Raw genomic sequence first — 24,672 nt, 5'->3', positions numbered from 1 at the left:
TTTTAGTTGAGATTGTAGCGCTTCAACTTCTCATAGAGCGTAGAACGATGAATACCAAGTTTTTGCGCCGCCAACGACTTATTTCCCGCTGCGTCCGCCAAGGCATCCTCAATCATCTTTTTTTCATAGTTCGCTATCGAGTCTCGAACACCGTTTGAACGATGATATTCCATTCTGCTTACATCGACGTTTGGAGTCGGTGTTCGCTCTGTAACGCCTAAGTCATATGGTGATGCGAAAAATTTGGTCAAGTGCGGTGGAAAGTCAGAAATTGTGATGTGGTTCGAATCGGCTAGACTCACTAAAACCTCCACTGTATGAACCAATTCTCGAATGTTTCCTGGCCAGTCGTATCTCACAAGCAGCCCGACCACGTCCGACGACAAATGGACAAGTGACTTTTGTAACCGCTTTGATACCTCCTCTAAGTAAAACGCAAGGAGAACGGGAATATCCTCTCTGCGCTCTCTTAATGGAGGTAAGTGAAGACGGATAATGTTGAGTCGGTAGTACAGGTCTTCACGAAATTGCCCCTTCTGGACCATTTGCTCCAAATCGCGGTTCGTCGCGGAAATAATTCTCGTATTCACATACCGCTTGGTGATGCCACCAACCCGCTGAATTTCTCTCTCTTCCAAAACTCTAAGTAGTTTCGCCTGCATGTTCACAGGCATATCCCCTATTTCGTCCAAAAACAACGTCCCCATGTGCGCCAACTCAATTTGTCCCGGCTTCCCTCCTTTTTTCGCACCTGTAAAGGCGCCGTCATCGTATCCAAACAACTCGGTTTCAAGCAGGTTTTCCGGAATGGCTGCACAATTCACGCTGACGAAAGGGCCGTTTGCTCTGTTACTTTCGTAGTGAATCCCTTGTGCCATGACCTCTTTACCGGTACCACTTTCACCCGTGATGAGGACCGTAACAGGTGTCTTGGCTGCCTTTTTGGCCATTTGCTTCAGTAACATAATAGATTGACTCTGACCAATGGTCTCGTCAATCGTATAAGCACGCCGCTGGGGAATCGTTTCGACATCCTGACGCAAGTCTGATGGTCCGGCATTATCGGATCGCAGGATTTCTTGAGTCCGCTCGATAATGCGATAGAGTTCACCGATGCTTTCAAAAATGAGAACACCTAACGCGCCAATCATTTTTCCGTCTTGCCAAATTGGGATCCGATGCACAATCATGTCATGACCCTGAAGTTGCTGGAGATGCCCCCGTTCTGGAATCCCTGTCTCCAGAACTTTGTGCATCCGCGTGTTTTCAATCACATCTGTCACGTGCCGGCCAATGACCGCATCCCGCTCCATGTCTAATAGCTTAAGGTAGGCCTGGTTCATTTCCAGAATATGACCCTGTTCATCTACCAGTACAATTCCCTCGTACATCGTATCTAGGATCAGTTGGAGCACGTCTGTAGAATTTCGGATGGCATGCATACAACTGAACCTCCTTGAAGAGATGGGAAGACTGCACCTCAGTCTTTGTCCGACGCACATGCAGTCTTCGATAGTTGTAAGTGAATCAACTTTTCTAACCTATCGATACGATAAATTTTACACTTAGTTGATGGTCATGGACGATGCGTGAATGTCCTTACCGTGTGCATCGTTTACAATTTCGAGGTTTTTCCGGGTTGCTCGACTAGTCATTGCGATGAAAATCAGGGATGCCAACGTTGCGACACCCATCAAACCGAATGCACCCGAAAATCCCCACGCGTTAAACGCACCTAACGTAATGGCTGGCGCCACAGCCCCACCTAAGTGACCGATGCCATCGCACATCGCGAGACCGGAACTTCTAGCCCGCGTTGGGAAGTGTTCAGCCGTAATGATGTAGCCAATAATCGACAACATGGCAATCGTCGTGGTAAACAGAAATCCTGCGATAATGACCATTACTGGGGAAGGTGCAACACCGGCAATGATGACGGCGATGCCGCCGACGATCCCCATTACCATGAGCGAGTACTTCCGCTCGAATTTATCCCCAAAGAACAACACGTAGAGTGCACCCACGACGAACCCGATGCCTGAAATGGCAGAGAAGCCAATGCTGTTGCCCAACCCAAAGCCGGATTGCACGAGCACAGTCGGCGCCATGCCCAGGTATGCATAGTCTCCCACATACCAGAGAAACCAGTAGAGTAACAGAATGAGCATCCGCCAGACATAGGGTGGTCGCAAAAGCGACAGAATGGGGAATTCGTGTGCCGTTTCTTCAAATGGAATTTCGACAATCGGCGGCAGCTCTGTGGTCCCCATTTTCCTCATCGCCTGTTGTTCAACTTTATCCACTAACGCGACAGCCTTATCATAATGACCGTGAATAATTAACCACCGAGGGGATTCAATCAGGTCACGTGCCATAAACAGCATCGTCAGGCCACCGAGTGCACCGACAAACAACAGTGCACGCCATCCCCACGAGTAATGCGGAACAAGCCACATCGCCGTAAAAGGTACAGCGGCTAATCCAGCAAACGCAAAGACGTTTGCCAAGCCTGTGAAGCGACCGCGTAAGACAGCTGGCGAAATCTCCCCCATATACGTCGATACCTGAGAGATCATCGTTCCAATCCCCATGCCGACGATGAAGCGCCAGACAATGAGCCACGTGACGTCTGGACTGAATGCCGTTGCCAATGAACCAACCGTATACAATGTAATCCCTGCTATCAAAGCCATTCGTCGACCAAAATAGTCACTGATGACACTTACGATAATGGCACCAATGATGTACCCAACTAAACTGGTGGTAACAGCGGTGGAAGCTAGACTGGAGGAAACACCGAACTGCTTTGTAATGACCGGAATCCCATACGAGATATTCGTGATGTCGAAAAATGAAAAGAAATATCCTAAACCAAGTACGATTAATAACCGATACCCATGCGGCCAAACAGGTATCCGTTCAAGCCTTGATAATGGATTGTTCTTCGGTGCTGAAGACATAAATCCAGTCTCCCTTCCAAACCACAATGGTAATCTCCGGTTTCTGCCTCAACCCACTGGCCACCTACATAGTTTTTCACTGTCTCTATTTCTGTCGAAGTGGTTGTCATGTCTTCGTTTCCTCCGTAGTCGATATCTGTTCCTTTGCTAATGACTCAATTTTTATCGATTAGGAATCCGCTTTCACCACCGCGAAATCAGCCGTGTAAGCTGTTTTGTAGAGTTCGACAATCTCATCATGTAAAGGCACTTTTGGATTGTTTGCAGGACTGCCGCTTGCAATTGCATCTGTCGCCATCTTATCGAGTACCCGCTCAAACTCGTTTACATCAATTCCCCATTGCTGCATATTAGGGATCTTTACACTTGCACACAGCTGTTTCACTTGCTCGACCACGTAAGTTGCCAAATCTTCGTCAGACTTACATTGAAGCGATGGATTGAGCACTCTTCCGATATCGGCTAGTCGTTGTGTACAAGCATCTTTCGAATACTCCAAAACAGTGGGTAACAGCATCGCATTCGACACGCCGTGCGGTACGTGGAAAATGGCCCCTATCGGACGAGACATCCCATGTACCAAGCCGACAGACGCGTTCGTAAAGGCCATCCCGGCTTCCATCGCCGCAATCGACATGGCTTCGCGCGCATCTAGATCTTCGCCATTGGCGTACGCTCGCCCAATATAATTCACAATTTTTTGGATAGCTGACAGAGCCAAGGTGTCCGTCAGTGGATGACTGCGTTTCGAGAGATAAGCTTCGATGGCGTGACACAGCGCGTCAATGCCTGTCGCGGCAGTTACATTGGGTGGAGACGAAATGGTTAGCGCCGGATCGACAATGGCGACAGATGGGATGAGTGCTCGCTGGCGAATCATCATCTTGATGTCATCCTTGGTATTGGTAATCACTGTGACACTTGAGACTTCCGACCCGGTTCCAGCTGTGGTCGGAATTGCAATGAGCGGAATTGCTTTCTCATTGAACCATTTTCGCTCCCCCATGTAGTCTCCGATATAACCTTGATTTACTGCCATGACGGCAACCGCTTTCGCGGCGTCGATACAACTCCCACCACCAAGGCCAATCACTACATCGCAGCCCTTTGCCGCAAAGACACCCAATGCCTCTTCTACATGCACGTCCGTCGGCTCAGCATCGACGCCAGAATACACTTCATGCGCGACTCCAGCGCTAGCCAACAGTTCTGCGACTCGAGCAACGTACCCCAAGTCTGTCATGATTGCGTCACTGACTATCAGGGCTTTCGATCCGACACTCGGTACAACTGTCGTTATCTTCTGTAGTGATCCTACCCCGGTATATACGAGCTCTGGTACGCGGAACTCTCGAACTGAACTCATCGTGGTCACTCCTTTACACATTTAGCCTCCACACTTCACTTAAAGCAAATTCCATGCCAACAAGATGGAGATTTATTAAAATAATTTCGAATCATGCGCAACACGGAAAATAGGGCGCCAAACGCTTTTTGTCTTTATATTTATCTCAAAATACATGCGACGACAGTGTCGGCTTATGTACCGATTCCCCTACACATTATGTCTGTGTATTCAGACACATACGTGGCGTTGTCGCTCATGTGGTACAAAAACAGCTACAGAAGAACTGTTCTCCCCAGCAGGGAGCACAGTTTCTTCCAACGGTGTATAACGTTATTACAAAACAAACAAAAACAATCGGTTTAATGTTATTTTGAAATAGGTTCGACATACCCTCAAGATATACTTGACATAAACTAGATCTCCCTTGCCGGCGTGAAACGGCTCCCTTACATGTGCCAGAGAAACGTGCAAAGGTGGTATGGGAATAGGCAAGGTATGCGGGAGGCTACAGCCAATGGAGGAGTTTCATCAGTTACAGTTGGCCGGATCGACTTTGGCAATGACGTACTGAACGACTGCTATCGTCTGGGCACCGCCTGTTACCTCGGGTATGGCCTTACACCCTCGTTTTTTGACTCCTTAGCGGCACACCATCCACTAGAGGCCGCCAAACACTTTGCAGGCCGGGCCCTTGTGGTCCACGGGACGTCAGACGAGGAAATTCCTGTGAGCGATTGTTCACTCTATTTCGATGCATTCGGCTCAAGTGCGCAGACGTGCCGAGCTGAGGTGCTGCGGGAGGCTGACCACACCTACTCTTCTGGGGACAGTTCGGAAAAATTGCGACGGCTGACATTGGATTGGCTGAACCAGGTTCATCACTTCAAGGCCGCGGCAGGCCTCTCGTAAGAGAGGCAGACCACAACCCCAAAATGACTGCGATGCGAAACAGCCATAGGAAGTGGCTGTTTTTTAACTTGTTATGACATCATAACAAAACAGGCAAAAATGAGCGGATACACCATACTTTCGTTGACCCCCTACATCGTTCGCACATATACTCGGCTTATCAAAACCTACAATTCTCAGTTGTATAGTCGGTATATTTGGAGGGGTACCCGTATGAATAAAATAGCCGTCGCCGGATCTGTCTTGTTGGCGAGTTTAGGGCTTGTGGCCTGCGGCACACAGAGCTCATCAGGCTCTTCTACGAATGGCCATGCGAACAATACTGGGGCATCGTCATCGACGAAACCGGTCACACTTTACTTCGGATCTTACAGCGTTACGAAAAATGTGTATGAGAATGAGTTGTTTCCGGCATTCGAGAAGTACTGGAAGGCTAGGACTGGTCAGACCGTGACTTTCAATGCTTCCTTTGATGCTGATGGTGCTGAGGCCCGGGCTATCACCAGCGGGCTGCCGGTGGACGTCGCGGCCCTGTCTCTAGAGGACGACATCAATAAGATTCAACAGGCAGGGCTGATCACGCACAATTGGAAATCCGGTCCTACTGGAGGTATGGTGACGGACTCGATTGTGGCCATCGGTGTAAGAAGTGGAAATCCCAAACATATCACCACCTGGTCCGACCTCGCAAAACCAGGCGTCGTCGTCGATCTCCCCAACCCCTCCACCTCCGGAGGAGCAAAGTGGGATATCAATGCCATCTACTATGCGACGTCCCGAAGCAGCGGTGCTAAAAATGCAGAATCGCTGCTGGAAAAGATCGTTAAGAATGTCGATGTCCTCGACAAGTCCGGTGAGGCATCGATGACCACGTTCACAAGCGGGACGGGGGACGCAGTCGTAAGTTACGAAAATGAGATTTTAGAGCAAAGCAACCACCTAAAGACATTCGACGAAGTGATCCCGAGTTCCACTATGCTCATCGAGAACCCGATCGCCGTCGTCGACAAGAACGTGGATAAACATGGCGACCGTCAGGTGGCGGAGGCATTCGTACAGTGGTTGGAGGGTGCGACGGCTCAGCAAATCTACATGAACGCAGGTTTCCGGCCAGTAGACGCAGCCTTGAAGACAAAAGCGGACGCGCTTTACAAGACGCCTAAAGATCTATTCACCGTGGCACAGTTGGGCGGATGGAACAAGATTAACGCGGACCTTTATTCGACAAACGGCATTTGGAACACTGTCCTGGAGTCCAAATAAATGCGTATCAAACTTCGCCATTTGGCATTCACGAGTTTCTCGGGATACCTGCTATTGCTCATCGTGCTACCAATTGGAGCTATCTTTCAGCAGGCCTTTTCAAACGGGTGGAGCGCGTTCCTACGCTCCGTCACCGGCCCCATGGCGCTTTCGGCATTTGAACTAACGGTCGAAACTGCATTGGTGGCAGCCATCATCAACGTGATCGCCGGTACGTTCGTCGCGCACATGTTTGAGAAAGAAATACCGGGCAAAACCGTACTGAACGCAATCGTGGACCTCCCTTTTTCCATTCCAACGACCGTCAGCGGATTGATGCTCATTTTTCTTTACGGACCAACCTCTCCAATTGGAATGTGGTTTCTCCGTCACGGCATTCATCTGACCTACTCTCCTGTGGCGATTGTCATCGCGATGGTCTTTGTCACCTTCCCGTATACGGTGCGTTCGGTCCAACCGTTACTCAGCGACATGGACCGCGGAATGCAGGAGGCGGCGGCCACTCTGGGTGCACGCCCCTTCAGGGTGTTTCGCTCGATTGTATTTCCGACCATTTTGCCTGGTGTGCTTACGGGGTTCTCACTCAGTTTTAGTAGAGCACTGGCGGAATTCGGTGCAGTTGTCATGGTAGCTGGGAACAAGCCCATGCACACGGAAGTCGCGGCTGTCTATCTCTACGGGTTGCTCGAAAACGATGATCAACAAGGCGCTGCGGCGGTTTCAGTCGTGCTAATAGCGGTGGCCCTTCTCGCTCTCTTGTACCAGTTCTACCTGCTTCACTACAGACAGAGAGGCGTTGTGAGATCGCTCTTCTCAAAGCCCCTCAATCGAGGGAGGGATATCCATGATACGCCGAATGTCACTCTTTAGTATCACTTACATCTGGTTTCTCGTGCTGATCATTCTTCCCGTGGCAGGCATTGTAGCGGGCGCCTTGCAACACGGAGTCAGCTCGTTCGCGAAAGAGTTGACCGCACCAGAGGCGTTGTTTTCCCTCAAACTGACCGCTGAAATCACGCTATGTACCGTCGTCATCAATACCATTTTCGGCGTACTCGTGGCGCTTCAAATCGCACGCAAGGGCGTGGGATGGAAAGTGTTCAATGTGATTGTCGATTTGCCGTTCGCCGTCTCCCCGGTCATCGCAGGTTTGGCTCTGGTGGTCACGTATGGTCCAAATACGTTCATCGGTGGGATGCTGCAACATGCAAACATCAAATTTATATTTGCGATGCCTGGGATGGTCGCAGCCACACTCTTCGTCACATTCCCGTTTGTCATACGCGAGCTCGTCCCGCATCTGATGCAAACCGGGATCGGCGAGGAGGAAGCCGCCTTTACTCTTGGCGCAGGACCATGGGTTACGTTTTGGAAAGTCACGTTCCCCGAAATCAAATGGAGTTTAATGTATGGCGTGATGTTGACGATATCGAGATCCTTAGGTGAATTCGGCGCGGTACTGGTCGTTTCCGGAAGCGTCATCATGGTCACCCAATCTGCCACCCTCTACGTCTATCAAGCGACTGCGGATAACGAGATGGGAGCCGCGTATGCCGTCTCCCTCATCTTAGCGGCTGGTTCGTTTCTGACGCTAATCCTGCTTCAACTGACAAAGAGGAAACAAGGGAGTGATTCGCGTTGACGATAGAAGTGAAAGACGTGGTGAAAAATTTTACCGGAACGCATGGGGCACTGCGCGGCGTTAGCTTTTCCATTGAAAATGGTGAAATGATCGGCTTTTTGGGGCCCAGTGGAAGCGGAAAGACCACACTGTTGCGCATCATCGCGGGATTAGAACGCCAGACCTCTGGAGAAGTGAGAATCAGGGGAGAATCGGTGGACGGCGTATCCCCCCAGTTACGAGGAGTTGGGTTTGTCTTTCAGAACTATTCCTTGTTTAAACATATGACCGTATTTGACAATATCGCATTTGGTTTGCGGGTACAGAAGCTCCCATCAGACCAGGTGCACAAACGTGTTAGGGAAATGCTGAGCCTAGTTCGATTAGGTGGATTGGAGCGTCGCTACCCACGGGAATTGTCCGGAGGGCAAGCTCAAAGAGTGGCTTTGGCGAGAGCTCTTGCACCGAATCCGAGCGTACTGTTATTGGACGAACCTTTTTCGGCCATCGATTCACAAGTTCGGCGTGAACTAAGAAAGTGGATTCGGCAAGTCCATGACGAAGTCGGGATCACGAGTATTTTCGTCACGCACGACCAGGAGGAAGCACTTGAGGTCGCAGACCGAGTATTGGTGATGAATCAGGGGCACATTGAGCAGTTCGGAACGCCAAAGGAGGTTTACGAAACACCATCAAACCTCTTTGTAGCAGGTTTCGTCGGAGAGGCCAATCGATTTACAGGAACAGTTCAGCATGGGACCGTTTCGATAGGCCCCGTTCAACTCCCTGTAGAAGGTCGGCCTGAAGCTTCAGAGGTCCACGTCGTAATCAGGCCAACGGATATTGAAATCCGGTCACCGCAAACTGAAGACAACGCAATTGGAACCGTTGTTCGATCGCTCTTCAAGGGTACACACTATGACCTCGAGATCCGTTTGGCAGGGAATCATGCGATTCACGCCTATGTCCCGTCGAATCATGATCCGGTTGTACAGGTGGGGGATTTGGTCGCCCTCGAGATTCGCAACTACCGGATTTTCTAACCTCGACATGTTCGCTTTTTCAATTCATCGGCGACACTGAAAGGGGCTGTCCGGTGGCACTATATCACTTAATCCTAAAAATTTGATGACACCTCGTCGACGTCGTCGACTTCAAATTGAAGCACGAATTGCGATGACGGCGGGGTAGCAACTCTGGCTAGGGCAGCAGGCATTCTCTCTCGTGCAAACAGTGCCAACTGTTGTTTTTCAAAGTATGCGTACTCCATTTCATCGTTGTGCCATCCTTTAAAGTCCAAAACGTCCCTGTAAAATTCGAGGCTTTCACGAAAATTGCTGACCAAGAGCCTGGTTGCATGAAAATGCATCCAAATCCTCCTCCCGACGCGATACACCGTACCCACAGGGGCGTTATCCTCGACTAGGAGCGTGTCCGAGTATTGCGGCTTAGACTTTCTGCATTTGAGTTCAGTTCCATATTTTATTCGACTATGGGTGACTTTCCCCATGGGCACTTACTTCATTAGACGGGGACTGGTCGGTTAAGCACCATCTTTAGCACGTTGCCCAGTTTATATGACCGTATTTGAATATCTTAAGCAGATTATGGCACATGGTAACTAACGACCATTCTCCTCTGACCTTCTCAAGGCTTCGAAGTGAGAATTGGTCGAATCGTCGACAACCCTTAATTTGACCGTACACAGGCTCTACGATAGCCTTGCGTCTCGCGTAGACGGCACGGCCCTTCTTTGTTTTTAGTTTCCGAGTCATACGTTGCTTAATGGTGTAGTGTTTCGGTATTCGTCCTCTCGGTGACTCAGGCACTTCATTGTGCTTTTGACGACCTGTTGCGATGTATGGGTCAATTTCTTTCTCTTGAAGCCATGTCACGTCGTCTTCGGCAAAGTAGCCAGCATCACATGAGATTTTGTGCATCGTCGCTTTCGTATTCTCCGCCGTCATTTCGACCATTGTACGCAGGACACCGTGGTCATTTGTGTGGTCTATAACATCTGTTGCAACAATGATTTGGTACTCTTCATCGACGACAGCCTGCACATTGTATGCTTGGATAAAGCCGTCTTTCGATTTCATAATGCGAGATTCCGGATCCGTGAAGTTGCGTTGAGCCTTGTCCTCCGGAACACCTGCGAGATGACTCTCCTTGCGTGGACGACCGCGTTTCCTGGCGCCTGTCTGGTTGGTGGGGCCGTTGTCATCGTCCTTCTTGTCTTGTTGTTCGTCTTTCTGTTGCTGTTGTTCCACTCTTTCCTTGGCCTCTTTCTCCAGAGAGGACATTGCTTCCTGAATTTTTGCCAACCGGGTCTCTCTACGGGCTAACTCTTCAGGGAGTTCATCGCCCATGGTGTTACCGTACTTTTTATCTTCACTATGGTCGGTGCGTTCAGCCTGCTGCGTAAGCTCGGCGATTTCTTGGCGGAGTCGTTGCTCTTGCTGCTTCATCCGCTCGTAACTCATCGCTTTATGTTTGGATGCGTTTGCCCGAATCTTGCTGCCATCCAGCGATACATGCCCGAGCTTAACCATCCCTGCATGTTGGGCAATCTTCAAGACTTCCAAGAAAAGTTCTTTGAAGGTGACCAAATGGCGTTTCCGAAAATCACTGATTGTCCGGAAATCCGGGAACTGATTTGCGGACAGGACTCGGAACGCCACTACATCCTGACAGGCCTTTGCGATCTTTCTGGAAGAGTACATGCCTGTGCAATATGCGTAAACCAGAATCTTCAATAACATTGCCGGGTGGTACGGGGGAAAACCTCGCAGTTCTTGTTCGTACTGTTTTGTAATGATGGAGATATCGATATGATCGACCACATCACTGACAAAGTTCGCCAGGTGGCCGTCAGGTAGCCATTCATTTAACCCCGGTGGTAGTAGAATGAGTTGGTTCGGGTCGTAGTCACGAAACTTTTTTCCCAAGATTCGAAGCCTCCACTGTGAATACCATAGACTCTCGGTATTGCAGTACAGAAAAGTGGGATGAACCAGGAATTCTCCCAGTAATCAACTGGAAAACGGCAGAATCCATGCGGCATCATGCATGTTTCTTGAAGAAGGGTATAGCAAACAGAGCGATGACGATTCGGTTTTAAAAAAGTCATCACTGAAGATGGTATGATTGGGATATTCTTAAGCTGACAAGAGCATCGATCTCGGGTCGAGATTACTCTCTTGGTACCAGGCGTCCATGTGTTGGCACATGGCGATGCCATAGATGCGGACGGTCCACATCATGGTACTGCGGTGCTTGGCAGCTTCGAGGAGAAAATCCTCTTTGACTCGCTTGTTGCTGCGTTCGCAGGTGGTTCTGCGTTTGTAGACATTGTTCCACTCGTCGCTGTTGCGGGCGACGGGTGGAAACAAGCGAGGATTGTGCTTGGTATAGGTGTGTACGCATCTTCCGTAAGGTGAATCGGAACAGGGCGTATCACAAGTCACCACGCCTTTGACAACAAGTGGGCAGTAGTATTTACGGCGTCCGCGTGTATAGTCGTAGCCACGATCTTTCATCTCCAGCCCCTTCTTGCAGAACGGAACCCCAGCTGGGGAAAACGTGATGTCATCCTTTCGAACACCCTTGCTTCCCGTACTCCGTAGATTTAAATCAATGAACGGCTTAATCTGTCGTGCATGAAGATATTCGTAGATCGGCAATGCATCATGAGCCGCGTCTAAAATGGCTTTGTCCCAGGTGTACTCACGAAAGCGTTCAAGGAACTCGCGGGTACTGACCACCCAGGAGGTCGCATCATGGCGTGACGCTCGTTGAAGCCGAGGGTACAGTGGCAGGTCGTAGGGACTATCCGCAGCAACAAACGTATAGAGATGATAGCCAAAGAAGTATTTGTTTCGATAACTATCCCAGCCCATGTCACAGTCGGGTTGGGAGTAGATACGATAGCACCTGCATGGCTCAATACCGAGCTCTCGACAGTTGCAAAGTCGTTTACTGCGAACTTGGGCTGCTGTTTGAAGTGGCATTCCATCGCTGGCAATAGACAGCGCATGGGTGTTACCTAACAAGCCCGACTTTGCAGAGATAGCAAGAAATTGGTGCTGAAACAATCTGAGCAGAACGTCGAAAGGTTGGGCTTTGGCGCTGGAACGCTTCTGCAGCTGAGCCATTAGGTTCGCGATTTTGCTGTACGCTTTGGTTGGTGCCTTTTGTCCTTTCTTACCACCTTTGATCTTCTTTCGGTTGAGTCTGCGCTTGGGTGAAAGGTTTACAGAACCGTGAGACCACAGTCGGTGGAAAAAGCCGTAGAATGTACCGACACCTGGCGTTTGACCGTACTCAAAGCCGCTGAGGATGGCATACAGCGGGCAGCGCCGTAATTGATTTACCCATTCTGTGATAGATGGTTCTCCGACCTGGACCATGAGCAGGTATGAACGGAGTAAGTCGGCAGGGTCAATGGATTTTGGACCACGACACGAGAAAGTGTCTCGCAGTAAGTTAAACGTGTCAGAGAGGTCAGTAATCCAGAACTTCTTCACAAGGGACCAGTCTTTGGCGACAAACAGAAGTGACCCATTGGTGTAGTGAATACGAAGTTGTTGCTGAACGAACGATTGATACTGCTCATGAGACCTGATCATTGGTAACATAACGCAACCCCAATTCCGATGAGATAGAGCGGAAAAGCTCTTCTCGGGGATTGTTGGGGTGATTTTGAAAAGTCAAGTATTTTTGGTGTAAACACCATGTTTTCTTCGCACAACGGCGCCGCATTTCCAATTTTAATTTGTCAAGTGGACTAGACGAACATGGGGGCAAATGCACACTTCCTGAAGGACAGAACCATTGAGGAGTCAGCGAAAACCGAATGCCGAGAGGCTATTACCAATACAGGGGACTTCGTTATTGATCCGGAAATTTCCTTTTACAAAATACTTCAGGGATTACTCGGACACGCTCCTAGGATCCGAAAACAATTGCTTCAAGTTCTCACCTAACTCGTCTATATAATATTCGAGATTTCACCTCACCCTTTGACCACTTTTCTCCTGAATACTTAGCGAATTTCACAATCCTCCAAAAGCCCCCTACAAAAACCAAATGCGACCAATATTCGCACCGGAGCTTCAAACATAGGGGGTTCTCTTCATCTTCCTTGATGTCTAACCAATCAATGAACTTTACATGCTGAGTAAATTTGACCGAAGGGAGATATTATTCAAACCAATCCATCGGGGACTTTCTCAGATCAAACAATTTGATATCCACATGCTCGCTATCTCGGTCCTGTACCTTCTTTATCCGTACCTCATAGCCCTGTTTTACTGCCTCCCGAATTAGGGTAAAGCTGTAATCCCATTCATCTAACTCATGAGAAAAAATTGCCCGTGTGGTCGCTAAGGAATCAATATTTTTCTGTATCTTAGCTGCATTTTGAGGAAGATATTCGGAACGTGGGATTTCTTCGCGATCAAGCCAGATGTGTTTCTCAACCGAATAAACATCGACAGCAACACATGACTTTTCGGGTACAGGCTCCATTTGAATCTGACGTGCAGCGATCACAAGAGATAGATCATCCTTCAATTCCAGCATTCGAGCTACTTTAACTCCGGAAGAGGGACGGACAAAATATCGAACATGGTCTTTAGCACGTTCAGCCTCAACAACTTTGACATTAACTCCATATATCTGCATTGTACCCTCAATTTGAGCTGCAGTTTTCACTATCTCATCCGCTTTATTGTCCAAGTGCATTCACCTCAAAAAATTCGTTTCTGACGTAATGTAAAACAATCCAGATACAATATGTACCGGAATACCTTTAAAACGCCTTAGAAACAAAATACAGGCCCGATTCCAGTACAGGATCAAAAAAGGGTTGGTGAAGTTGACTCACCATACATACCACGGCATCCGTAAAACATTTCTATCCATAACTATTGACTCAAAGCAAAGCCTTGAGAGCAACATAATCCGTCTTTCCACTCCCCAGCAGCGGGAATTGACTTACGTTGTCCCACCCTATGATGCGAACCTTTTATTCCCTCTAAACCTGTATATCCAGAGAACATTCTAAAATGTATAATACTTTAACTCGGGTTCGACAGTTACAACCCGTTTATAAGCATTTGTGGATAACCGGAATCCCGTAACGGCGCGGAATTCCGGTTATTTTATGTAGGCATTTTTACGAAAAGTTGTAGACATGCGAATTTCTGTGGATAACTAGTATTGTTATCCACAGTAGTTGACTTCGTAGAACATATGATTTTAAAATGTAGACATGTACATACGGCGGATATCACGAAAAAATAAAAACGGTTCTGTCACGTCCTACGTGCAGCTTGCCCATAATGAACGCAATCCCAAGACCGGCAATCCCCAAGCGAAAGTCCTCTACCACTTCGGGCGTGAAGATGAAGTGGACATGGATGGATTGAAGAGGCTTGCCGCGAGCATCTCACGATTCCTTGGTGATGAACCCGTTGCGTCGGAGCCCAAGGATAGCGTGCAGTTGAGTCTGCTCGATAGCAAAACGTTTGGCACCGCTTATATCGTCGACTCGTTGTGGCATGAACTTGGCGTGGGTCAAGCCATATCCAAGCGTCTGGCACAGCGCAAATATGAAGCCCCGATAGAGCGGGCCATCTTTGCGATGGTCGCCAATCGAGCCTTGGACCCCTCGAGCAAGCTTGGCATGGAGGACTGGGTGAAGCGAGACATCGCACTCCCCGGTGTTGAGAACTTTGAGGTCCACCAGGGGTACCGTGCAATGGATTTCCTGATTGAATCGGACGTAGACATCCAGAGAGAAGTGTTCGAGACTGTCGCCGACTTGTTGAACCTGGAAGTCGACTTACTGTTCTTTGACACCACGTCAAGCTACTTTGAAATGGATGACGAGCCGGAAGAAGACAGTCTGAAGCAACCCGGCTACTCCAAGGACCACCGGCCGGACTTACCGCAGGTCGTAATTGGTTTTGCAGTGACCCGAGACGGCATCCCTGTGCGGTGTTGGGTATGGCCAGGAACACGTCAGACATGACCGTCATTCCAGAAGTGAAGAAGGACCTCATTGGCTGGCGTCTCGGACGCGTCGTTACGGTCGTCGACCGTGGGTTCAGCTCGGAGGACAATTTACGTGAACTCCAGAAAGCCGGAGGGCATTACATTGCTGGAGAGAAGATGACCTCTGGGAAGCAGACAGTCGAAGATGCCATGTCTCGTCCTGGGCGATTTAAAACGATACGGGATAACCTTGAAATAAAGGAAATCGTCGTAGGAGACGGTGAGGCACGGGTCCGATATGTGCTCGTTCGCAACCCAGATGAAGCTCGCCGAGATGCGTTTCGGCGCGAGGCACACCTCAAGGTGTGTATGGTCAAATAAAAATGGAGGTTTCGATCATCAGAAATTCCCTGATCTAATCATTAAGAAATCCTTGCTGATGTCATCAGGAAATCCCTGATCTGATCTGGAAATTTCCCTGGTGTATCTCTCCTAATTGTGTCATTTGCTTCTTACAATCCTCTTTGTAGAAATGCGAGGAGGAGAAAGGATGACGATGAGTATGGAGCAGATTCACCGGATCAAGGAACTGCAACTCCAAGAGAAAGGAGCGTATCAGATTGCAAAGGAATTGGGGCTAGATCCCAAGACCGTTCGGAAATACATGAAGCAGGAGGACTTCTCCCCAAGGCTGCCTGTGCCAGTGTCTAAGCCATCCAAGTTGGATCCCTACAAACCAACCATTGATGCATGGCTTCTTCAAGATGCTAAAAATCGGTACAAGCAACGTCATACGGGGAAGCGAGTATATGACCGACTCGTGAAAAAGTTTCCGGAGTTCAACTGTTCGTACCCGACCGTGAACCGATACGTGACCGCATTTCGTCAACGCCAGCACCTTAGTAAGAAGGGCTATCTTGAACTTCAGTGGCATCCTGGAGAGGCTCAGGCTGATTTTGGTGAATGTGATGTGATTGTAAACGGCGTGCGACGCGTTACGAAGTATCTGGTGGTATCTTTCCCGCATAGCAATGCAGGATTTGTTCAGTGCTTTCTCGGTGAAACTGCTGAATGCTTATGCCAAGGATTAATGGACGTCTTTTATCATATTGAGGGTGTTCCGTCACGACTTGTGATTGACAATGCCACAGCAGCCGGCAGGCGAATTGGAGAGCTAGTTCGCCTTACACAGTTGTTTAAGCGATTCCAAGCCCATTTCGGATTTGAGATTACATTCTGCAATCCGAATAGCGGTCATGAAAAAGGAAATGTGGAGAACAAGGTTGGTTACGCTCGGAGAAATTACATGGTTCCCCTACCATCCAAAGTGTCATTGCATGAGTGGAACACTGAATTATTCGAACTATGCGATTTGGATAATAGCCGCGAGCACTACAAGAAAGGAGTACCTATCTGCGAGTTGTTTGAGAAGGACAAGGAAGCCATGCGAGCACTCCCAAACGCGCCGTTTGAATCTTGCCGATATGGGCATGTAAAGACCAACGGCTATGGCAAGTTCATACTTGATGGCAAGCACACTTATTCTTCCTCGCCGCTGTATGCAGACCGGGAGATTATTGTCCGGATCGGCGCACATTTCATTGAACCACTTGATGAAGCGGGTGACGTTATCTCTCGCCACGAAAGGGAGTTCGGTACAGAGCGGACAGACACAGTCGACTGGTTAACGATGCTAGATCAATTGATTGTAAAACCAGGAGCATGGCGAAACAGCCTGATGCGTAGCCAAATGTCCTACGAGGTTCGTGATTACATGGATGAGCAGGACAAGAGTGGGTTACGGCAAGCGTTACGCCTCATGAAGGATTTGTCTAACCAATATGGCTTGGACGTTGCGGTGACTTCGATACAGGAAGCAATTGTTCGCAAACGCACACAAGGCATTGAGGTCAATGCAGCAGTTGTTGCGGCTCGGATTGCTCACTACGGTCTGGATACGCCAGGGGAGCCTGGACCCGACATGAGCCAGTATGATGTTTTACTACCCGCATTCGGAGGTGAAGTGCATGGACCGCAGTGAGATACGACTAGAAATCTCACAATACTGCCGACAATTAATCCTGAGTCAGAATGCGGTACGGTTATGCGATTTAGAAGCTACGCCAAGACAGGAGGAGTTTCTACATAAGGTGTTCCGGGAGGAATTGGAGCACCGCGAGCGTCAGCGGAGAATTCGTTTATTTCAACGAGCTGCGTTCCCTGTACGAAAAACGCTGGAGGGGTACGAATTCAGTTCACTTCGCCTGCCCTCTACCTTGTCCCTGGATGAACTGACTTCGTGTCAGTTTGTCCAGGAGAAAAAGAACCTCGTTCTGTATGGTCCTGTCGGCACTGGTAAGACACACCTTGCCATTGCCTTAGGAACGAAAGCGTGTGAGATGGGAATTGTTACGAGGTTTTTCACCGCAGCATCCCTGGTGACACGACTGAGCGAGAGCAAACGCGCTGGATCTTTAGAACGCATAATGAAGGAACTAGAAAAGGCTCAGCTTGTGGTCATTGATGAGTGGGGTTACCTTCCGATGGACCGTGAAGAGGCGCAGCTATTATTTCAAGTGGTTGCAGCTAGTTACGAGAGACGAAGTTTGGTGATCACCACGAATCTGGAGTTCTCCAAATGGGGCGGTATTTTCACGGATGACCAGATGGCTGCTGCAATGATTGACCGTCTGGCGCACCATGGACAACTTGTTGTGTTTGAGGGAGAAAGCTACCGACTAAAACACGCATTGATGCGGCAAAAATGACCCAAACAGAACTGGAAATACACCAGGGAATTCTCGTGATAATACCAGGGGATTTTAGTTGATCACACCAGGGAAAAATCGATGATTACACCAAGGAAAAAGTGATGATAAAACCAGGGAAATCTTCTTGACAAAACACACCTCAAGGCCCTGGAAGCAGAGCTCGCACGACTCAAGGAGTTGGATAACGACGCACACACCAAGGCGCACTGTCGATTGCAAAGTCACCCGACCTTCAAGCGTTACTTGAAGTCGGACAAGCGTGGCAATCTCACAGTTGACCACCAGGCGGTTAAGGCGATGGAACGACTGGACGGAAAGTATCTGATCCGAACCTCAGACGACACACTGTCCGCGGAAGATGTGGCCCTTGGATACAAGCAGCTCTGGCAGGTTGAGGCGGCATTCCGTTCTCTGAAACAGACCATGGAATTGCGCCCGATGTACCACAGGAAGAATGAGCGGATTCGGGCACATGTACTACTGTGCTGGCTCTCGTTACTTTTGGTTCGGGTGGCAGAGAACCGAACTAGCCACACATGGCGAGAGATCCGTTCTGTCATGAACGAGATGCACCTTGTAACCTACAAAGCTGGTAGCGGCAGAGTCCGGCAGCGAACAGAAGTAACCCCGGAGCAGGCACAAATCCTGAAAGCGCTGGGTTACGAACATCCACCGTTGTTCTCGGACATATCCACAGATACGCTGTAGGCACCACACGAAGTTATCCACAGTCCCGAAACCCTAGAAGCACCAACGGGTTTCGGGATTTCGTGTATCTACGACTGTCGAAGCCGAGTTTAAATAAACAGATTTATAATATTCAAACGCATCTGTTAGGAGGAGGGGAACTAGGTGTCTATCCAAACGCAATCCAACTTAGAGAATTATGGGTACAAGCAGGAGTTAAAGCGGTCCCTATCTGTTTGGGATTTGCTCGTTTATGGACTTATTTTCATGGTTCCCATTGCCCCGATGGGTATCTACGGCCAGGTTGTACAGACCGCGAACGGGATGGTTGTATTGGCGTATTTCATTGGACTTGTCGGAATGGTGTTTACAGCTTTTAGTTACTCGCGGATGTCCGAGGCGTTCCCCATCGCTGGCTCGGCATATTCTTACGTGCAACGTGGCTGGAATCCTTATGTCGGATTTATCGCCGGTTGGATGATCTTGCTTGACTATATTCTAATTCCTTCCTTACTCTACTTGGTTTCGGCCTCATGGTTAGCCGAGCTTGTTCCGGGCGTTCCAACGTGGGTTTGGATTATCGTGTTTGTCGCCATTAATACGTTCATCAATATCTTGGGTGTACAGATGACGAATAGAGCGAACTGGATAATATTGGCTATCGAAATCTTAACCTTCATTCTGTTTGGAATTATGGCCTTCGCATACGTTGCAGCACACAAAGGCGGAACGTCTTTCACCATCGCGCCGATTTACAGTTCACACGGCTTCAGTCTTAGTATGGTCGGTGCAGCAACCTCAGTAGCCGTGTTAAGTTTCCTTGGATTCGACGGAATTAGTACGTTGTCTGAGGAAACGAAGGGTGGTCGCAAAACCGTAGGGCGTGCCACGGTGTGGGCACTCGTTGTCGTCGCGGTATTATTCATGGTGATGACGTACCTGGCCGCAGTCGCGTATCCAGATTTCAACCATTTCCCTGACCCGAACGTTGCATTCTATTTTATTGCCGAACGTGTCGGTGGAACATGGTTGAAGTTATGGTGCTTAGTCATCACGGTTATCGCATGGGGCATTGCTAACGCGTTGGCCGCACAAGCTGCTATTTCGCGGCTTCTCTTCAGTATGGGACGCGACAAAATGCTTCCATCCATCCTGTCGAAGGTACACGGCAAATACAAAACACCTTATGTCTCGACGCTCTTAGTTGCTGTGGTATCGATTGTGGTTAGCTGCTTATCATCCATTAACACGCTCAGCTCACTGGTCAACTTTGGTGCCCTCACAGCATTTATGGCGCTCAATTTAACCGTCGTTATTTACTTCTTCTTCAAAAAACGTACCGGAAAATGGTTTAGTCACCTTCTCATGCCCTTGATTGGTTTTAGTGTACTTTTGTATGTTTGGCTCAATTTTTCGCACACGACGTTCTATTTTGGCATCGGATGGTTTGTCGTTGGGATAATCGTTCTCGCAATTTCAACAAAGGGATTGAAAGATAAGCCGAAAATCTTGGAAATCGCTAAATGAATTTCGCTTTCTGCCGGGAGGGATTCAACTGATATTGAACTCCCTCGTGGAGGATTTAGTTCAAGAAGAACAGTACCAAAAACGACTGTTTGCGGCACTGTTCAACGGTACTCGTCCACCACGATAACTGGACTGAGCAGACATCACTTTTACCGATACATAAAGGCACAGTAAAGTACTTTTCAATATTCAGATATGGCATATACTTGGCGGTCCCATTTCTAATCCAGTGTTAGCGAACAGTCACCCACACGCGGGGTGGCTGTGTGCGTTGTATGGGGAGTTTTCAGCACCGTCAGGTCAGGGCATGATGGTCTGAATATAGACATAATCCGTGGTCCTATTAATAAGATAGGGAGCTTGATCGGGGTATCCGTCCATACGTCCAGGTGGATGGATGCTTGCTCCCTTTTCACCAACAATATATAACAGTCTTCATGTCGCAATGGATCGTCGTATACTTGTGAGGAACTATTTCAATTTTATGTTTTGTTTTACCCGATGTTATCCCGTGTTAGCTCCCTCGGCAGGCACGGGACTTTTTATGTTTCCTCATCCTCTACATATTGAATCAAATCACCTGGCTGACAACCGAGTTCACGACACAACGCATTGAGGCTGGCCGTCAGAACTTACTTACATTGAAGTTAGCTCCCTTTTTGGGGGAGCCACCCTATAACCCCCAAAAGCGTGAGAACGATTTCGAAAACAATAAGAATTACGACAATCCATTCAACGAACAGTCCCCGAATTGAATGGCTAATCGTGGAGAAACCTTCCATGATGTTATATAAAATTTCTGTTTTGCTTTTTAAAATTTTATACCGATCATTTAATTGAGTCATAATGAACGAGGTCGGCCCCGTTTCGTAACAACGTAGGTTACATTGGCAATACTGTTACTAGCGATAGCCAATGCAGAGCTACAATACGAAGGGAGCCGATAATATGAAGGATAGCACAAAATTCGTAGGTTTAGACGTGTCAAAGGATTCGATTGCGGTGGGCATAGCAGACATAGGGCGTGGTGCCCCGCGGTTTTTTGGAACAATTACAAATAATCCTGAAGCAATTCGTAAATTGGTTAGGCAGTTAGGAAACGACGTACAATTGGAATTTTGCTATGAAGCGGGACCTACAGGATATGGATTGTATCGCCAACTAACCAAGATGGGTTTGTCATGTATGGTAGTTGCCCCTTCCCTAATCCCAGTGCGTCAGGGGGATCGAGTAAAAACTGATCGTCGAGACGCATTACGTCTGGCGCAGTTATTACGAGCGGGAGAATTGACGAGTGTATGGGTGCCGCAAGAGGATGACGAGGGACTTCGAGATCTAGTACGTGCAAGAGAGGACGCTAAAGAAGATCAATTGCGTACTCGACATAGGTTGTTGAAATTCTTGTTACGATGGGGTCTTCGCACACCAAAGGGTATACGCAATTGGACACCGAAACATCGCAAGTGGCTGGATACCTTACAATTTACGAATCGCGCTCAGAGGATGGCATTCCAAGAATACCTACACCAATTGGATGAAATTGATGGACGTATTCAGCGATTAGAACAAGAAATTCATGTTCAGGCAACAGATAGCTTCCACGCTCCTGTCATTCAAGCTTTACAGACACTTCGTGGTGTCGCTGAGGTCACCGCAACATCATTGGTTGCGGAAATTGGGCAGTTTTCCCGCTTCTCGAATCCTAGGCAACTTATGGCTTACGCAGGACTAGTCCCACGAGAATACTCTAGTGGTGCAAATCGTTGGCAAGGTGGGATAACCAAAACAGGGAATGCACATGTTCGCCACATTCTAGCCGAATCCGCGTGGAGTTATCGTTATTCACCTGCAATAAAAGGTCGAATTAAACAACGACAAGAAGGGCAATCACCTCAGACACAAGCAATTGCTTGGAAGGCTCAAGATAGATTGCACCGTAAATATTTTCGTTTGATTTCTAGAGGCAAAAATCACTCCGTTGCTGTAACAGCAGTGGCAAGAGAATTATTAGGATTTATCTGGGCAATTGGGTGCATGGCGGAACGAATGCGGGATAAAGAAAACACAAATTCGATTGCTTAAATAAGAATTCGATCACGGTACACTTATTCTACGAGCTTACTTATTTGAAGGTCGGGCGGCGAAGGCAAGTTTCCGGAAGAGGGAACCCTCGTAAACGCTATGTGCTAGGCCTATCTGAATGCACGCTTTGAGTCAGAGGCAGCCCTTGACGGAGGTACGACATGCGGTAGCCAATCCGCGAATAACAGAATGCCAACCGTCGATATAACTTGCCTTCGGCGCCTGACCTTCAATAAATCCATGAAATACGGGGCTTGACAGGCCTCGTTCATAACAGCGTTTTGCAGATTTCTGAGCCCTTGCAGGGCAAGGGATAACAGAACATAAAAAAGGACTTCACCCCAACATCGAGAAGATTTCAAGTGACCAAACAAGAAACCTCGACAGGAGGGAAGTCCACTTGTATCTTCTCCAAAAGTCTCTGTTTTCCTTTGAGCAATGGTTAGAAATCGAACCCAGCGAGCGGCTTGAACTGTTCTTTGCTGCCCTGGATCTTCAGCAATACGCGGTAAAGTTCAGCAATTCGTCACCCCAGAGTGCAAAGCCTATCAATCGTGAAGCAATTTTGCGAGCATTGCTCGTTGCTCCACTTGAAGGAATTTCAACCTTTACCCAGTTACATAACCGTTTGGATAGCGACCTACGTTTCCGGTACCAATGCGGGTTTCGGGTGGATAAACGCCCACCGTCAATCGCCACAATCAGTCGAGTCTTCAACGCTGTAGTGGATAAGGATCTTGCTAAGGAACTCTTTATTGACCTGGTCAGTCAATGCAAAGATTCCGGCATCATCGACGGAACTCATCTTGCGATTGACAGTACAGCGATTGGCGCCTATGAGTTATCATGAACGAGGTTCGGCTCCATGTCACATTCTCGTAGGTTAGTGGCCATACTGCTGAGTAAAGAGAATTACCAGTAGATGTGACCGACCAGAGCTACACTGTGAAGGAGCCGATAATATGAAGGATATCACAAAAGTCGTGGGCTTAGACGTGTCAAAGGATTTCATTGCGGTGGCCATAGCAGATGTCGGAAGTCGTGAGGCGGCTAGATATTACGGAGAAGTGCCCAATACTCCGGAAGCTGTACGCAAACTGTTTTCAAAGCTCGGAAACGCAAGTGAAATCGAAGCTTGTTATGAGGCTGGTCCCACGGGTTATGAGTTACAACGCTTACTTACCCAACTTGGGGTTAGATGCATCGTCGTTGCACCCACCCTCATTCCGAAACGGCCAGGTGAGCGAATTAAGACAGACCGTCGAGATGCATTGAGATTAGCTCAGTTGTTTCGAGCTGGAGAGCTCACACCAGTCTACGTTCCGACAAGAGAAGATGAAGGGATTCGAGACTTAGTACGAGCGCGAGAGGATGCAAAAGAAGACCAATTGCGTGCGCGCCACCGTCTATCTAAGTTTTTGCTTCGTCACGATATTAAGCCCAAACAAAAAATGACCACCTGGAAGACTCGATATCGGGCATGGCTAGACACCTTGAAATTTGAAAATCGATACGAAGACGTGACTTTTCGCGAGTATCTCCATGCCATAGATGAGGTGGAGCAACGAATCAAACGACTAGAGACCGAGATTCATCATGCTGCAGAGACAAGTTCTCATGCCCCTCTTATCCAAGCACTGCAATCTCTTCGAGGAGTAAAGGAAACCACTGCAGTCACGATTGTAGCAGAAATCGGTGACTTTAGACGGTTTGTGAATCCGCGTCAGTTCATGGGTTATACAGGGCTCGTGCCTAGTGAACACTCGAGCGGTAGCGTGAAACGCAAAGGAAGAATTACAAAGACAGGAAACACACATCTACGACGGGTACTGGTTGAGTCAGCCTGGAGTTACCGCTATCGACCGGCGGTTAAAGGAGAAATTCGAAAACGACAACAGGGTCAGCCGGCTGAGGTCCAACGAATATCATGGAAGGCCCAAAATCGACTCCATAACAAGTACACACGCCTTGTCAGTAAAGGGAAACCTTCTAATCAAGCTATAACTGCAGTCGCTCGTGAATTAGCTGGGTTCATGTGGGCAATCGCACGCCAAATGCAGAAAGATAAAGCTTAACCAATAGAATTATACTTCCGCGTTCACCGGGAACCTTGAATGAGAAAACTGGAAGACTGGGCTCGAAGGCAAAAGTGTAAACCGTAGGAGGATAACCCACGTTTTCTTCTTGTGCTAGGTATTGCCCTCGCGAACCGAACGCACGCCATGAGTTCGTGGCAGGTCCTCTAGACGGAGAGATTAACTGTGGTAATCAACCCACGAATATCAGAATGCTCACCGTCGAGAAGTTTTTGCCTTCGTGCCGAGTCTTCGAGGTTAGTTGCTTGACATGGAGCCTCTGCGGCCCCGACGTGATGCCGGACGAGCGCCTCGGAAGGGCCGTATGGCGAATCAGCCTATCGGAGCCGCCACTCCATGTGAAGCAACGCGAAATCCCTGTTTTAGAACAGTGGCACAGCGGGAGTTGTAGTGGTGCTTGACATCCTCG

The 24,672-nt window shown here is 48.5% G+C and carries 18 protein-coding genes and 3 pseudogenes; 13 read left to right on the top strand and 8 right to left on the bottom strand.

Annotation, left to right across the window (positions count from 1 at the left end; all coding sequences use genetic code 11):
• Positions 1-2: 2 nt before the first annotated feature.
• The 3 genes from NZD89_RS08495 to NZD89_RS08485 form a co-directional block, all read right to left on the bottom strand.
• On the bottom strand, positions 3-1,442 hold the full coding sequence (locus tag NZD89_RS08495) for a sigma-54 interaction domain-containing protein (protein WP_268007290.1): 1,440 nt from the start codon (positions 1,440-1,442) through the stop codon (positions 3-5).
• Between the two features lie 123 nt (positions 1,443-1,565).
• The gene (locus tag NZD89_RS08490) at positions 1,566-2,960 is read right to left on the bottom strand and encodes an MFS transporter (protein ID WP_268007289.1); all 1,395 of its coding nucleotides are present in this window, start codon (positions 2,958-2,960) and stop codon (positions 1,566-1,568) included.
• A 169-nt stretch (positions 2,961-3,129) separates the two neighbouring features.
• Positions 3,130-4,326, bottom strand: a complete 1,197-nt coding sequence (locus tag NZD89_RS08485; RefSeq protein WP_268007288.1) for an iron-containing alcohol dehydrogenase — start codon at positions 4,324-4,326, stop codon at positions 3,130-3,132.
• A gap of 477 nt (positions 4,327-4,803) precedes the next feature.
• On the opposite strand from NZD89_RS08485, the gene NZD89_RS08480 reads away from it, so the two are divergent.
• The 5 genes from NZD89_RS08480 (at position 4,804) to NZD89_RS08460 (ending at position 9,144) form a co-directional block, all read left to right on the top strand.
• Entirely contained in the window at positions 4,804-5,217 is a 414-nt protein-coding gene (locus NZD89_RS08480; protein WP_268007287.1) for an alpha/beta hydrolase family protein, read from the top strand.
• A gap of 213 nt (positions 5,218-5,430) precedes the next feature.
• The gene (locus NZD89_RS08475; protein ID WP_268007286.1) at positions 5,431-6,480 is read left to right on the top strand and encodes a sulfate ABC transporter substrate-binding protein; all 1,050 of its coding nucleotides are present in this window, start codon (positions 5,431-5,433) and stop codon (positions 6,478-6,480) included.
• Positions 6,481-7,350 (top strand): sulfate ABC transporter permease subunit CysT, encoded by an 870-nt coding sequence (gene cysT / locus NZD89_RS08470; RefSeq protein ID WP_268007285.1) that lies wholly within the window; start codon positions 6,481-6,483, stop codon positions 7,348-7,350. It abuts the gene before it with no gap.
• On the top strand, positions 7,325-8,122 hold the full coding sequence (locus NZD89_RS08465; protein WP_268007284.1) for a sulfate ABC transporter permease subunit: 798 nt from the start codon (positions 7,325-7,327) through the stop codon (positions 8,120-8,122). Before cysT ends, NZD89_RS08465 begins: the two co-directional genes overlap by 26 nt.
• On the top strand, positions 8,119-9,144 hold the full coding sequence (locus tag NZD89_RS08460) for an ABC transporter ATP-binding protein (RefSeq protein ID WP_268007283.1): 1,026 nt from the start codon (positions 8,119-8,121) through the stop codon (positions 9,142-9,144). Before NZD89_RS08465 ends, NZD89_RS08460 begins: the two co-directional genes overlap by 4 nt.
• Positions 9,145-9,218: 74 nt before the next feature.
• Here NZD89_RS08460 and NZD89_RS08455 read toward each other — a convergent pair whose 3' ends face one another.
• From NZD89_RS08455 to NZD89_RS08440, 4 genes are all read right to left on the bottom strand, one after another.
• The gene (locus NZD89_RS08455; RefSeq protein WP_268007282.1) at positions 9,219-9,470 is read right to left on the bottom strand and encodes a VOC family protein; all 252 of its coding nucleotides are present in this window, start codon (positions 9,468-9,470) and stop codon (positions 9,219-9,221) included.
• Positions 9,471-9,657: 187 nt separating this feature from the next.
• Positions 9,658-11,049, bottom strand: a complete 1,392-nt coding sequence (locus NZD89_RS08450; protein WP_431308595.1) for an IS1182 family transposase — start codon at positions 11,047-11,049, stop codon at positions 9,658-9,660.
• Between the two features lie 210 nt (positions 11,050-11,259).
• Positions 11,260-12,738 (bottom strand): transposase, encoded by a 1,479-nt coding sequence (locus NZD89_RS08445; RefSeq protein WP_268004976.1) that lies wholly within the window; start codon positions 12,736-12,738, stop codon positions 11,260-11,262.
• A gap of 565 nt (positions 12,739-13,303) precedes the next feature.
• On the bottom strand, positions 13,304-13,840 hold the full coding sequence (locus tag NZD89_RS08440; RefSeq protein ID WP_268007280.1) for a DNA translocase FtsK: 537 nt from the start codon (positions 13,838-13,840) through the stop codon (positions 13,304-13,306).
• Positions 13,841-14,375: 535 nt separating this feature from the next.
• Here NZD89_RS08440 and NZD89_RS08435 point away from each other — a divergent pair.
• From NZD89_RS08435 to NZD89_RS08410, 5 genes and pseudogenes are all read left to right on the top strand, one after another.
• A pseudogene (locus NZD89_RS08435) lies at positions 14,376-15,463 on the top strand (IS1634 family transposase); the annotation flags it as partial.
• 187 nt (positions 15,464-15,650) lie between these two features.
• A complete protein-coding gene (gene istA / locus NZD89_RS08425; RefSeq protein ID WP_268005360.1) occupies positions 15,651-17,141 on the top strand; it encodes an IS21 family transposase in 1,491 nt (496 codons plus the stop codon).
• Positions 17,128-17,868, top strand: a complete 741-nt coding sequence (gene istB, locus NZD89_RS08420; RefSeq protein ID WP_268004193.1) for an IS21-like element helper ATPase IstB — start codon at positions 17,128-17,130, stop codon at positions 17,866-17,868. Before istA ends, istB begins: the two co-directional genes overlap by 14 nt.
• Positions 17,869-18,000: 132 nt before the next feature.
• Positions 18,001-18,579 (top strand): annotated as a pseudogene (locus tag NZD89_RS08415) (IS1634 family transposase); the annotation flags it as partial.
• A 144-nt stretch (positions 18,580-18,723) separates the two neighbouring features.
• Positions 18,724-20,085 (top strand): APC family permease, encoded by a 1,362-nt coding sequence (locus NZD89_RS08410; RefSeq protein WP_268007278.1) that lies wholly within the window; start codon positions 18,724-18,726, stop codon positions 20,083-20,085.
• Positions 20,086-20,627: 542 nt separating this feature from the next.
• Here NZD89_RS08410 and NZD89_RS29525 read toward each other — a convergent pair.
• Positions 20,628-20,714 (bottom strand): helix-turn-helix domain-containing protein, encoded by an 87-nt coding sequence (locus tag NZD89_RS29525; protein WP_369125263.1) that lies wholly within the window; start codon positions 20,712-20,714, stop codon positions 20,628-20,630.
• 319 nt (positions 20,715-21,033) lie between these two features.
• On the opposite strand from NZD89_RS29525, the gene NZD89_RS08405 reads away from it, so the two are divergent.
• The 3 genes and pseudogenes from NZD89_RS08405 to NZD89_RS08395 all read left to right on the top strand — a co-directional run bounded on the left by NZD89_RS08405 (position 21,034) and on the right by NZD89_RS08395 (position 24,242).
• Entirely contained in the window at positions 21,034-22,167 is a 1,134-nt protein-coding gene (locus NZD89_RS08405) for an IS110 family RNA-guided transposase (protein ID WP_268007277.1), read from the top strand.
• Between the two features lie 400 nt (positions 22,168-22,567).
• Positions 22,568-23,008 (top strand): annotated as a pseudogene (locus tag NZD89_RS08400) (transposase); the annotation flags it as partial.
• Between the two features lie 121 nt (positions 23,009-23,129).
• Entirely contained in the window at positions 23,130-24,242 is a 1,113-nt protein-coding gene (locus NZD89_RS08395) for an IS110 family RNA-guided transposase (protein ID WP_268004949.1), read from the top strand.
• The last annotated feature ends 430 nt before the right edge of the window (positions 24,243-24,672 follow it).

It is taken from the genome of Alicyclobacillus fastidiosus (assembly GCF_026651875.1).
Lineage (GTDB): Bacteria > Bacillota > Bacilli > Alicyclobacillales > Alicyclobacillaceae > Alicyclobacillus > Alicyclobacillus fastidiosus.
The sequence above is the reverse complement of the archived record's forward strand: the minus strand, read 5'-3'. Positions and strand labels throughout refer to the sequence as shown.